The sequence below is a fragment of the Chromobacterium sp. CCUG 30098 genome, assembly GCF_059916605.1.
In genome coordinates, this window is the sequence record NZ_JAUCGS010000003.1 from 190,933 (window position 1) to 202,964 (window position 12,032).

A 12,032-nucleotide genomic window follows, 5' to 3' on the forward strand; every position below is an offset into this window, starting at 1 on the left:
GGAAAGCGGCATGCGTGTTTGGCGCATGGGCATTGCCCGGCCCTCGCCGTTGCGCGAGGCCGCGCGACAGACTTTAGGAGCTCAGCTCCTTCAACAGTTCCTTGACCCTGACCACGCGCAGCGCCACGTCCTGAATATCGGCCTCCACGCGCAGCTTGTCCTGTCCCGCCAGCCTGTAGTTGCGCTTGGTTTGCAGCAGCTGGATGATTTTCATCGGGTCTATCGGCGGGTTCTTGGCGAAGTGGACCTGGATGGCCACTTCGCTGGCGTCCAGCTTTTGCACGCCCAAGGGCTTGGCCAGCAGACGCAGGCGGTGGCTGTCTATCAGGGTCTTGACGGTTTGCGGCGGCAGGCCGAAGCGGTCTATCAGCTCTTCGTGGATGTCGTCGATTTCCTGTTCGCTCTCGCAAGTGGCCAGCCGCTTGTAGAGCACCAGCCGCTCGTGCACGTCGGGGCAATAGCCGTCCGGCAGCAGGGCCGGGCTGTGCATATTGATTTCGGTGGTGACGCCCAGCGGCGCGTCCAGGTCCGGGGTGCGGCCTTTCTTGAGATCGCGCACCGCCTGCTTGAGCATTTCGGTGAACAGGGAGAAGCCCACTTCCTGCATCTCGCCGGACTGGCCTTCGCCCAGCACTTCGCCGGCGCCGCGGATTTCCAGATCGTGCATCGCCAGGTAGAAGCCTGCGCCCAGTTCCTCGGACATCTGGATGGCTTCCAGCCGTTTCATCGCGTCCTTAGTGATGCCGTCCGGCGTCAGCAGATAGGCGTAGGCCTGATGGTGGCTGCGGCCTACGCGGCCGCGCAGCTGGTGCAGCTGGGCCAGGCCGAACTTATCGGCGCGGTTGATCAGGATGGTGTTGGCGTTGGGGATGTCGATGCCGGTTTCAATAATGGTGGAGCACAGCAGCACATTGAAGCGCTGCTGCAGGAAGTCGCGCATCACTTGTTCCAGCTCGCGTTCGCGCAGCTGGCCGTGGGCCACGCCGATGCGGGCTTCCGGCACCAGTTCGGCCAGCTTTTCCCGCATGTTTTCTATGGTGTCCACCTCGTTGTGCAGGAAGAACACCTGGCCGCCGCGTTTGAGTTCGCGCAGCACCGCTTCGCGGATCACGCCGTTGGCCATCGGGCTGACGAAGGTTTTCACCGCCAGCCGGCGGCTGGGGGCGGTGGCGATGACGGAGAAGTCGCGCAGGCCTTCCAGCGCCATCGACAACGTGCGCGGAATCGGCGTCGCGGTCAGCGTCAGCACGTCCACATTGGCGCGCAGCCGTTTCAGTTGCTCTTTCTGGCGCACGCCGAAACGATGTTCCTCGTCGATGATGACCAGGCCCAGGTTCTTGAACTGGATGTCCGGCTGCACCAGCTTGTGGGTGCCGATGACGATGTCCACGCCGCCGTCGGCCAGGCCGGCCAGCGCGGCCTTGCTTTCCTTGGCGCTGCGGAAGCGGGACAGTTCGGCGATTTTCACCGGCCAGTCGGCGAAGCGGTCGGAGAAGTTCTGGAAGTGCTGTTCCGCCAGCAAGGTGGTGGGCACCAGCACCGCCACCTGTTTGCCGCCGAGGACGGCGACGAAGGCGGCGCGCAGCGCGACTTCGGTCTTGCCGAAGCCGACGTCGCCGCAGACCAGGCGGTCCATCGGCTTGCCGGAGCACATGTCCTGCACCACGGCTTCGATGGCGCTGGCCTGGTCCGGGGTTTCCTCGAAGCCGAAGCCGGCGGCGAAGGCTTCGTAGTCGTGGTGGGACAGGCTGAAGCTGTGGCCTTCGCGCGCGGCGCGCTGGGCGTAGAGGTTGAGCAGCTCGGCGGCGGTGTCGCGGGCTTTTTCCGCGGCGCGCTTCTTGGCTTTCTCCCAGGCCGGATTGCCCAGCTTGTGCAGGTGGATCTGGTCCGCCGCGCCGCCGGCGTAACGGGAAATCAGATGCAGCTGGCTGACCGGCACGTAGAGGGTGGCGCTGTCGGCGTACTCCAGCTGCATCAGCTCGGTTTCGCCTTCGCCCAGGTCCATGGACACCAGGCCGACGTAGCGGCCGATGCCGTGCTGTTCGTGCACCACCGGGTCGCCGGCCTTGACCTCGGCCAGGTCGCGCAGCATGGAGTCGGAGCCCGCGCGCGCGCTTTTGCGGCGGGTGTGGCTGCGCGCCACATGCTGGTAGAGCTCGGATTCGGTGACCACGGCGATGCCGGCGCCGGGCAGGGCGAAGCCGGTGTAGAGCGGGGCCACGCTCAGCGCCAGCGGCATGTCGCCGGCGAGGAACTCGGCCCAGCCGTCCACTGGGCGCGGCTTGATGCCGTGCTCTTGTAGGAACTGGTGGACGGTTTCGCGGCGGCCCAGGCTTTCCACGGTGATCAGGATGCGTTGCCCGCCGCTGCGGATGAAGGCGTCCAGCTTGTGCAGCGGTTGTTCGGCGCGGCGCTCCACCGCCAGTTCCGGCAGCGGGGCGCAGCCTTCCGCCAGTTCGCCGTCGCCGGCCAGTTCCACGCGGGCGTAAGGCTTGAGCCGCGCCATCAGTTCGTCCGGGCGCAGGAAGATGTCGGCCGGCGGCAGCACCGGGCGTTCCAGATCGCCGCGCGCCATGTCGTAGCGGCTTTCCACGTCTTGCCAGAAGACCTGGGCGGCCTGTTGCACATCGTGGTGCAATACGATCAGCGCGTCTTCGCCCAGGTAGTCGAACAGCGTAGCGGTGTCGTCGAAGAACAGCGGCAGGAAGTATTCGATGCCGGCCGGCCACAGGCCCTGGGAGACGTCTTTGTAAATGCGGCTCTTGCTGGGGTCGCCTTCGATGCGCTCGCGGTAGCGCTGACGGAAGGCGGTGACCCCGCTTTCATCCGCCGGGTATTCCCGCGCCGGCAGCAGGCGGATTTCCGGCACAGGGTACAGGGTGCGCTGATTGTCCGGGTCGAAGGTGCGCAGGCTGTCGATTTCGTCGTCGAACAGATCGATGCGGTAGGGCAGCGCCGATCCCATCGGGAAGAGGTCGATCAGACCGCCGCGGATGGAGAATTCGCCCGGGGCCATCACCTGGGTGACGTGGTGGTAACCGGCGGTGACCATATTGGCGCGCAGCTGCTCCACGTCCAGCCGCTGCTTGGCCTGCAGGAAGAAGGTGCGTCCCAGCAGATAGCCGATCGGCGCCAGCCGCGTCATCGCGGTGCCGACCGGGGCGATGATCACATCGCATTCGCGCTGATGGATCTGCCACAAGGTGGCCAGCCGCTCGCTGACCAGTTCGCCGTGCGGGGAGAAATGGTCGTAGGGCAGGGTCTCCCAGTCCGGCAGCAGCGCCACGCGCAGCGAGGGCGCGAAGAACGGAGCCTCGGCTTGCAGGCGCTGCGCCGATTGCGCGTCGGCGGCGAGGATGAGCAGCGGACGCCGCTCTGCGGCGAGGCGGGCGACGATGTTGGCGTCCAGCCCGGCGGGCAGGCGTCCGTGACGAGTTTTCTGACTGGCGGGAGGGATCCGCGGGAGGTTATCCAGCATGCTGCTTCACTAGTTTTGGCGGTTTCGGGATTATAGCAGCCGTCCGGCGCGCGCCGTTTACCCGGCTTGCGCTGGGCGGGCGTCGCTTGTGTCCGGCGGGGTGAATATTTTCATCGTCATTGTCTGGCTGCATCCGGCAATTGCATATATTGTATGTCAGCCGGGTGATTTTGTTTTTCGTTTGGCATATATGCGCTTGATTTGTTAATGCAAAATTAATTTCGGCGCGCGGCGGGGCGCCGGCGCGAATGGGGGCGGGGTGGCGTGACAGTCGGATCGGCTTGCCGGGACGCGGCGGTGTTTCTGGGGTTTTTGGCGTGCACGGCTTTTTGGCCGCGCGAGCCGGTATTGGGATTTTCGCTGGCGGCCTTCCTCGCCCACGGTGTATGGAGCTATCGTTTTTTGCGTCGCGGCTGGCGCCAGTCCTGGTGGTGGCCGCTGGCCGCCGCCGCGCTGGCGGCGCAATGGTCGCCGCCGCAATGGGCGGCCCTGCTACTGATCAGCCTGTACGCGCTGGCGCCCGGTCTGTACGCGGCCGGCCTGCGCGGGGGACTGGCGGTGCGTCAGCCGGCGGACTTGCTGCGGCTGCTGCTGCGGCTCGCCTGCTATCCCTCGGTGCTTTTGGCCGGCCTGGCCGCCGGCGCCGGCTGGCGCTGGTTCGGCATGGAAGGCTTGTGGTCGTGGGCGGCGCAGGCCTGGGGCGTGTCCGGCCTGGCCCTGTCCTTGTGCGCGCCGCCGGCCTTGTACGCGTCCGGCGCGCCGCCGACGCGGCGCCAGGTCTTGGAAACCGCCCTGATTCTGGCCCTGGCCAGCGTGATGTGGTTCAGCCTGCTGGGCAGCAGCGTCGCCTATTCGCTGCCCTGCCAATTGCTGTTTTTCCCGCTGATGCTGTGGGCGGCCTTTCGCGTCGGTTTCCGCGGCGCGGCGCTGGTGGGGGCCTGGGTGCTCGGCCTGCTGTCGCTATACGTGCTGGCGCCGGAGCTGACCATGCACGCCAGCGTGCTCAACGGCGCCAGCGAGGTGGCGCTGACCCTGGCCTTGAGTTGCGCCACCCTGCTGGTGTCGGTCTTGGCCGACGGCCATCGTCAGAACGAGAGCGCGCTGCGCGAGTTTCGCGCGCGGGTGGAGTCCCTGGTCAACAACAGTCCCAATATGATGTCGCTTAAAGGGCTGGACGGCCGGTTTCTGCTGGCCAACGCCGCCTATGCGCGCCGGGTGGGGCGCGCGCCTCAGGGCATGCAGGGTCTAACGGTGGAGGAGCTGTTCGACGAGCAGGATGCCGCCCAGATCCGCGAGCAGGACGCGGTGGTGCTGTCCTGCCTGGAGCCGCGCCAGTTCGAGGAGAGCTTTCTGTTCAACGGCGTGCTCAGCCATTTGCTGGTCACCAAGTTTCCCTTGTTCGACGCCCATGGCCGCCCGGCCGGGGTGGGCAGCGTGGACACCGACATCACCCAAACCCGTCAGGAGCAGAAAGCCAAGCGCGAAACGGAGGAGCGTTACCGCGCGCTGGTGGAGCAATCGCTGGTGGGCATCTACATCCTGCAGGACGAGAAGCTGATCTACGCCAACCCCAAGCTGGCCGCCATCATCGGTTATCAGCCCAAGGAAATGGAGGGCATGGGGCTGGAGCAACTGCTGGTGCCGGGCGAGGCCGCGCGCATCCGCCAGCAAATCGTCAAGCGCTATCGCGAGAACATCGCGGTGCTGCAATACGGCACCCGCGCGGTGCGCCAGGACGGCGTGGTGGTGGACGTGGAAATCCACAGCCGGCTGTTCGACTACGAGGGCAAGAAAGCCATCATCGGCGTGGTGATGGATGTTTCCGAACGGCTGGCGGCGGACGCCAATCTGCGGCTGGCGGCCAAGGTGTTCGAAAACTCGGCGGAAGGCATTCTGCTGATGGACGCCGAGGCGCGTATCATCGCGGTCAACCACGCCTTCAGCGGCATCACCGGTTACGCCGAGGCCGAGGCGCTGGGCAAGGTGTCGCGCATTTTTGGCGATCAGAAACAGCTGAGCCGGCAGGCGATGCTGGAGGCGCTGGCGGGCGGCGGCCATTGGCAGGGCGAGATGCTGGACCGCCGCAAGAGCGGCGAGTGGTATCCGGCCGAGCTGGCGATCTCGGCGGTGCGCGACGCTGGCGGCGCGCTCAGCAATTACGTGGCGGTGTTCTCCGACATCACCCTGCGCAAGCAGTCCGAGGAACGTCTGCAGTTTCTGGCCAATCACGATCCGCTGACGCAGCTGCCCAACCGCAGCAGCCTGACCACGCGTCTGGACGAGGCCATCATCAGCCTGGATTGCGCCAGCGGCTCGCTGGCGGTGATGTTCATCGACCTGGACCGTTTCAAACTGATCAACGACTCCTTCGGCCATCAGGCCGGCGACGAGTTGTTGCGCGAGACGGCGCTGCGTCTGCAGCGGGCGGTGGGCGCGCGCGGCCTGCTGGCGCGGCTGGGCGGCGACGAGTTCACCCTGGTGATGACCGGCTTCAAGGACGCCGCCGCGCTGGTGACCGCCGCCGAGGACACGCTGGCGGCGCTGGGCCAGCCGCTGCGGCTGGAAAACCACGAAGTCTACGTCACCGGCAGCATAGGCATCAGCGTCTACCCCAATGACGGCACCGACGCCCAGACCCTGCTCAAGAACGCCGACGTGGCGATGTACCGCGCCAAGGAAGCAGGCAAGAACACTTACCAGTTTTTCGCCGCGGAAATGAACACCCAGACCTTCGAACGCCTATTGCTGGAGAACGGCCTGAGGCTGGCGCTGGAGCGCGGCGAGCTGGAACTGCATTACCAGCCGCAGGTGGACGCGGTCAGCCGCCGGGTGCTGGGCGCGGAAGCGCTGATCCGCTGGCGCCATCCGCAACTGGGCCTGGTGCCGCCGGGCCGCTTCATCCCGCTGGCGGAGGAAACCGGCCTGATCAAGCCCATAGGCGACTGGGTGCTGCAGGAAGCCTGCCGCCAATTGGCGGTCTGGGACCGTCAGGGCGTGGCGGTGCCGCGGCTGGCGGTGAATTTGTCCGCGCGCCAGTTCGAACAGCAGCTGCTGCCGCTCAAGGTGGCGGAGGCGTTGCGGGCGGCGGGCCTGTCCGCGGCGCGGCTGGAGCTGGAAATCACCGAAAGCATGATCATGCTCAACCCCGGCGAGGCGGTGCGCCAGCTGGGCGAATTGAAGGCGCTGGGCGTGGGCCTGTCCATCGACGATTTCGGCACCGGTTACTCCTCGCTGTCCCATCTGAAGCGTTTTCCGCTGGATACCTTGAAGATCGATCAATCCTTCGTCGAAGGCCTGCCGGACGACGGCGACAACGCCGCCATCGCCGAAGCCATTCTGGCGATGGCGCGCAAGCTGCAGTTCCAGGTGGTGGCGGAGGGCGTGGAGAGCGAGCGCCAGGCGCAATTCCTCACCAGCAAGGGCTGCGCCTTGCTGCAGGGCTATCACTTCGGCCGCCCGGTGCCGGCGGCGGAGTTGCCCGCCTTGCTGGCCGGCATCGTCGCCGTGGGCGAGCAGCGGCAGCTCGGGCTGATGTCCGGCGTGGAGGTGCTGGGCAGCTGAACGCAAGCCGGTTTTGCCCTGAACCGCCGCGCGCTCTAAAATGGCGGGATTGTCATTAGAGAATCGCCATGAGCAACAAACGCCTGATCCACGGCTTTCACGCCATCAATGCCCGTCTGTGGCAGAACCCCAAGAGCCTGCTGGAAGTCTGGCTGGCCGGCGGCCGCCACGACGCCCGCGCCAAGGCGGTGCTGGACAAGGCCGCCGAGGAGGGCATCAAGCTGCACATCGTCGACAAGGAACGCCTGGACAGCATGAGCGGCAACGCCCGCCACCAGGGCGTGGCGGCGATGATAGACGCCAGCCGCAACTTCGTGCACCTGGACGACGTGCTGGACAATCTGAGCGAACCGCCCTTGTTGCTGATCCTGGACGGCGTCACCGATCCGCACAATCTGGGCGCCTGCCTGCGGGTGGCGGACGCGATGGGCGCGCACGCGGTGATCGCGCCCAAGGACCGTTCCGCCGGCCTCAACGCCACCGTGTCCAAGGTGGCGTGCGGCGCCGCCGAGGTGATTCCCTATCTCACGGTCACCAATCTGGCGCGCACGCTGCGCGACTTGAAAGACGCCGGGATCTGGATCGCCGGCACCACCATGGAGGCGGATACCGACCTCTACCACTGCGACGCCGCCGGCCCGCTGGCCTGGGTGATGGGCTCGGAAGGCGAGGGCATGCGCCGCTTGACCCGCGAGCACTGCGACGTGCTGGTGTCCATCCCGATGTTCGGCACGGTGGAAAGCCTGAACGTGTCGGTGTCCGCCGGCATGGTGCTGTCGGAAAGCCGCCGCCAGCGCACGCTGGCGCAGGCCAAGGCCGATTGAGCCCTGGCCACCCGCACCGCAAAGCCCCCGTCCTCGGGGGCTTTTTCTTGGGCGCGGGGTTTGACTGTGATCAGATGCGAGCCTAAAAAAGTAGACAGAATACGGAACCGATCTGGCGCCGCCGCAGTCTTGTTGATACCTTACCTGGGTATCCTATTTGCGAGAGGGGGAGTGCAGTGATGGATAGACGTGGATTCATCGGCGCCGGCGCGGCGTTGGCTCTGGTTCCGTTGTTGCGGCAGGCCTGGGCGGCGCAGCCGCCCGCCGTCGATCACGCGGCGATGGGACATGGCGGCATGGGCGCGGCGGCGGAGACGATGCCGGCCGCGGCCGCTTTGGGCCTGCCGGCGGGCCTGGCTTTGCCGGCCCTGCCGCTGTTGCGCAACCAGAGCGCCTTGCCCGGCGTGTTCAGCGCGGCGCTCAGCGCCGGCGCGCAGGCGCTGCCGCTGTTGCCCGGCAAGCCCGCCACCGTGTTCTGGAGCTATAACGGCCAGGTGCCGGGGCCGACGATAGAAGTGTTCGAAGGCGACGAATTGCGGCTGCATTTCGAAAACCGCCTGTCCCAGCCCACCACCATTCATTGGCACGGCCTGCCGATTCCGGCGGACCAGGATGGCAATCCGCAAGACCCGGTGCCGCCGGGAGGGAGCCGCGAATACCGCTTTACTTTGCCGCAGGGCTGCGCCGGCAGTTACTGGTATCACCCGCACCCGCACGGACATACCGCCGAGCAGGTGTATAGGGGACTGGCCGGCGTGTTCGTGGTCAAGAGCCGCAGCGATCCGCTGGCGCATCTGCCGGAGCAAAGACTGGTGTTGTCGGACCTGAAGCTGGACGCCGACGGCAAGATCGCGGCCAATAGCGAAGCCGATCGCATGGACGGCCGCGAAGGCCAGTTCCTGCTGGTCAACGGCGCCTGGCGGCCGCATCTGACGCTGGGCGTCGGCGAGCGCCAGCGCTGGCGAGTCTGGAACGCCAGCAGCGCGCGCGTGCTCAAGCTGGCCCTGCCCGGCCACGAACTGGAACTGGTGGGCAGCGACGGCGGCCTGCTGCAGCGGCCGCGACGCATCGACAGCCTGACGCTGCCGCCCGGCGCCCGCGCCGAGCTGGTGGTGACCGGACGCTTCGCGCCCGGCCACGGCGCCGGCCTGCTGGCCCTGCCGTATCGGCGCGGCAAGATGATGTCGGCCGAGCAGGACGCGAGCCTGACGCTGCTGGAGCTGCGCCGGGGCGCCGTCGCCAAAGCCACGGCGCCGCTGCCTGAGCGGCTGCGCGAAATCCAGCCCCTGGGCGCGCCGGCGGTGCGGCGCAGGGTGGTGCTGTCCGAAGACATGGCCAATCCCGCCGCGATGTTCCTGATCAACGGCAAGACCTTCGACATGGAGCGGGCGGACTTCCTGGGCAAGGTGGGGGCGGTGGAGGAGTGGGAGATCGTGAACGAGGCCGATATGGACCACCCCTTCCACATTCACGGCACCCAGTTCCAGGCGCTGGCGCGCCGCAAGGACGGCGTCTGGCGCGAAGAACCGTTCCTGGCCTGGCGCGACGTGGCCAACGTCTCCGCCGGCGAGACGCTGCGGCTGCGTTTCCGCCAGGACATGCCGGGCCTGCGCATGTTTCATTGTCACATCCTCGAGCACGAAGACGCGGGGATGATGGGCATGCTGCGGGTGGAGGCCTAGGCGGCCGCGCGCAACTGCGTCACAATGGCCGCAGCCCGGCCCGCCGGACGGCGGCCGGGCTCGCTTTGAACCCGCTTGGATTAGGATGGACATGACGCAAGAAAAACCGCAGGACGGCTGTTGCGACGCAGCGGCCCCGCTTTCCGACAAAACCGTGGTGCAGCCGGGCAAGAGCGCGCTGATCAAGCGTTTGGCGCGCATCGAGGGTCAGGTGCGCGGCATCAGCGGCATGGTGGAGGCGGACCGTTATTGCGTGGACATCCTGACCCAGGTGGCCGCGGTCAAGTCGGCGCTGGACGCGGTGTCGATGCAATTGCTGGAAAATCACATGAAAGGCTGCGTGGCGCGCGCGCTGCATCAGGGCGACGCCACCGGCATGGTCACCGAACTGATAGACGTGGTCAAAAAAGTGCGCTGAGCCGCGTCGCCGCAAAGGAATGCACATGAAAACCCCGCTCGCCGTCCTGTTGTCCCTCGCTTCCGCGCTGGCCGCGGCGGGGCCGATTCCGTTCGAGGTCTACATCAAGCTGCACAAGGGCATGTCCGAGGCCGAACTGGTGTCCCAGGCCGGCGCGCCCGATTACAGCAGCAACGGCCCCACGGTCAAAACCAAGGACGCCAACGCGGTGGTGGAAACCAGCACCCGCTCGCTGTCCTGGCTCGCCAACGACGCCGTGCCCTATACCACCACGGTGACGCTGAGCAATGGGGTGGTGGTGGATATCTCCCGCGACAAAAAGCTCTGAGAACCTGTTCAAGGTCTGCTGCGCGTCGTGAAGCGTTGTACGGCGAGTGCGAGCTCAGAATGCTCATGTACCCCCCTCGTACATTCCGCTTTTTCGCTCGTTTTCGCCTTGCCTCGCCCTCGCTTGCGAGGCTTTGAACCGCGACTTGGGGCGGATTCCGAATCCCGTCTTCGCCACAGCCTTGCCGCCGTTCCGCGCGGAAGCCACTGATTTATTTGCCTGCCGCCGGCTTAGCGCGTAGAATGCTGCGGTTTCAACCCCTTGCCTTTTGCAACTGCATGGCAAAAGGCTTCAATAGCCACAAGGAGTTAACATGCGTCATTACGAAATCGTGTTCATCGTCCACCCGGACCAGAGCGAACAGGTTCCGGCCATGATCGAGCGCTACAAGGGCATGGTTCTGGCCGCTGAGGGCAAGATCCACCGTCTGGAAGACTGGGGCCGCCGTCAACTGGCTTACCCGATCCAGAAGCTGCACAAGGCTCACTACGTTTTGATGAACGTAGAGTGCCAGTCCGAGACCCTGGCCGAAATCGAACACGCCTTCAAGTTCAACGACGCTGTTCTGCGTCACCTGACCATCAAGCTGGAGCGCGCGGTTACCGAAGCGTCTCCGATGATGAAGGACGAAAAGGCCAAGAACCTGCTGGACGCCCAGCAGCCGGCAGCCGAGGCTGAAGCTTCCGCCTAATTGGCCGGAGCAAAGTCTTGCAGAACCGTCTGGCGCTGACCGCCACGGTCGACCGAGAGGATGCGCTGAGATACACGCCCGCCGGCTTGCCGGTATTGGAAATGTGGCTCAAGCATCAGTCCAGACAGACAGCTCACGGTTTTGATCGGGATGTGGCCTGCGAAATACAGGCCGTGCTGATAGGCGAAGACGCCCGGAAGTTTTCCGGGAAACTGGCGGGAAACACGGTGAATCTCACCGGCTTTCTGTCCCAGCGCAGCCTCAGGAATCCGCGGTTAGTGCTCAATATCGAATATGTTGAATTTGTAAAAGGTTAGTCAAAATGGCTCGTCAACTCTTCAAGCGCAAGAAGTTCTGCCGCTTCACGGCAGAAGGCATCAAGGAAATCGACTACAAATCCGTTGATCTCCTGAAAGACTTCATCGCCGAAAACGGCAAAATCATTCCGGCTCGCATCACCGGCACCAAGGCCCGCTACCAGCGTCAGCTGACCACCGCTATCAAGCGTGCTCGCTTCCTGGCCTTCCTGCCGTACACCGACCAGCACTAAGCCGGGAAAAGGAACTTAAAAGATGCAAATCATTCTGCTCGAAAAAGTTGCCAACCTGGGTCAACTGGGTGATGTGGTTAAAGTCAAGGATGGTTACGGTCGTAACTTCCTGATCCCGCAAGGCAAAGCCAAGCGCGCTACCGAAGCCAACCTGAAACAGTTCGAAGCTCGTCGCGCCGAACTGGAAGCCAAGCAAGCCGAGATCCTGGCCGACGCCAAGGTCCGCGCCGAGAAGCTGAACGAAGCCGTTGTCACCATCGCTCAGAAAGCCGGCGTTGACGGCCGTCTGTTCGGTTCCGTGACCAACGCCGACGTGGCTGAAGCCGTGACCGCCTTCGGCGTTGCGGTTAAGCGCACCGAAGTTCGCCTGCCGAACGGCCCGTTCAAGGCCATCGGCGAGTACGACATCGAGATCGCTCTGCATCACGACGTCGTGACCCCGATCAAGATCGTGGTGGTTGCCGAAGCTTAATTCCTGTTTTCAGGAACGCTTTATCAAA

Annotated in this window: 10 protein-coding genes; 9 read left to right on the top strand and 1 reads right to left on the bottom strand. The window is 65.2% G+C overall.

Annotation, left to right across the window (positions count from 1 at the left end; genetic code table 11):
• Positions 1-73: 73 nt before the first annotated feature.
• On the bottom strand, positions 74-3,478 hold the full coding sequence (mfd, locus tag QUG03_RS09050) for a transcription-repair coupling factor (RefSeq protein ID WP_500819871.1): 3,405 nt from the start codon (positions 3,476-3,478) through the stop codon (positions 74-76).
• A 348-nt stretch (positions 3,479-3,826) separates the two neighbouring features.
• Here mfd and QUG03_RS09055 point away from each other — a divergent pair, with 348 nt between their 5' ends.
• The 9 genes from QUG03_RS09055 (at position 3,827) to rplI (ending at position 12,004) form a co-directional block, all read left to right on the top strand.
• The gene (locus QUG03_RS09055; protein WP_227107029.1) at positions 3,827-7,039 is read left to right on the top strand and encodes a sensor domain-containing protein; all 3,213 of its coding nucleotides are present in this window, start codon (positions 3,827-3,829) and stop codon (positions 7,037-7,039) included.
• 68 nt (positions 7,040-7,107) lie between these two features.
• Positions 7,108-7,863, top strand: coding sequence for a 23S rRNA (guanosine(2251)-2'-O)-methyltransferase RlmB (rlmB, locus tag QUG03_RS09060; protein ID WP_107798213.1), 756 nt, complete (start codon positions 7,108-7,110; stop codon positions 7,861-7,863).
• A 179-nt stretch (positions 7,864-8,042) separates the two neighbouring features.
• The gene (locus QUG03_RS09065) at positions 8,043-9,545 is read left to right on the top strand and encodes a multicopper oxidase family protein (protein WP_500819872.1); all 1,503 of its coding nucleotides are present in this window, start codon (positions 8,043-8,045) and stop codon (positions 9,543-9,545) included.
• Between the two features lie 91 nt (positions 9,546-9,636).
• Positions 9,637-9,963, top strand: a complete 327-nt coding sequence (locus QUG03_RS09070; protein WP_043632821.1) for a metal-sensitive transcriptional regulator — start codon at positions 9,637-9,639, stop codon at positions 9,961-9,963.
• A gap of 25 nt (positions 9,964-9,988) precedes the next feature.
• Positions 9,989-10,291, top strand: a complete 303-nt coding sequence (locus QUG03_RS09075) for a hypothetical protein (protein WP_048415984.1) — start codon at positions 9,989-9,991, stop codon at positions 10,289-10,291.
• A gap of 313 nt (positions 10,292-10,604) precedes the next feature.
• The gene (gene rpsF, locus QUG03_RS09080) at positions 10,605-10,982 is read left to right on the top strand and encodes a 30S ribosomal protein S6 (RefSeq protein WP_048410930.1); all 378 of its coding nucleotides are present in this window, start codon (positions 10,605-10,607) and stop codon (positions 10,980-10,982) included.
• 17 nt (positions 10,983-10,999) lie between these two features.
• Positions 11,000-11,299 (top strand): primosomal replication protein N, encoded by a 300-nt coding sequence (priB, locus tag QUG03_RS09085; protein ID WP_048415985.1) that lies wholly within the window; start codon positions 11,000-11,002, stop codon positions 11,297-11,299.
• A gap of 5 nt (positions 11,300-11,304) precedes the next feature.
• The gene (rpsR, locus tag QUG03_RS09090) at positions 11,305-11,532 is read left to right on the top strand and encodes a 30S ribosomal protein S18 (RefSeq protein ID WP_011137185.1); all 228 of its coding nucleotides are present in this window, start codon (positions 11,305-11,307) and stop codon (positions 11,530-11,532) included.
• Positions 11,533-11,554: 22 nt separating this feature from the next.
• A complete protein-coding gene (gene rplI / locus QUG03_RS09095; protein WP_048410928.1) occupies positions 11,555-12,004 on the top strand; it encodes a 50S ribosomal protein L9 in 450 nt (149 codons plus the stop codon).
• Positions 12,005-12,032: the final 28 nt, after the last annotated feature.

Bases quoted from the DNA above. Each gene is read 5' to 3' on its own strand.
- rlmB (WP_107798213.1), top strand. From the start codon at position 7,108: ATGAGCAACAAACGCCTGATCCACGGCTTTCACGCCATCAATGCCCGT.
- rpsR (WP_011137185.1), top strand. From the start codon at position 11,305: ATGGCTCGTCAACTCTTCAAGCGCAAGAAGTTCTGCCGCTTCACGGCA.
- rplI (WP_048410928.1), top strand. From the start codon at position 11,555: ATGCAAATCATTCTGCTCGAAAAAGTTGCCAACCTGGGTCAACTGGGT.
- mfd (WP_500819871.1), bottom strand. From the start codon at position 3,478: ATGCTGGATAACCTCCCGCGGATCCCTCCCGCCAGTCAGAAAACTCGT.
- rpsF (WP_048410930.1), top strand. From the start codon at position 10,605: ATGCGTCATTACGAAATCGTGTTCATCGTCCACCCGGACCAGAGCGAA.
- QUG03_RS09075 (WP_048415984.1), top strand. From the start codon at position 9,989: ATGAAAACCCCGCTCGCCGTCCTGTTGTCCCTCGCTTCCGCGCTGGCC.
- QUG03_RS09070 (WP_043632821.1), top strand. From the start codon at position 9,637: ATGACGCAAGAAAAACCGCAGGACGGCTGTTGCGACGCAGCGGCCCCG.
- QUG03_RS09065 (WP_500819872.1), top strand. From the start codon at position 8,043: ATGGATAGACGTGGATTCATCGGCGCCGGCGCGGCGTTGGCTCTGGTT.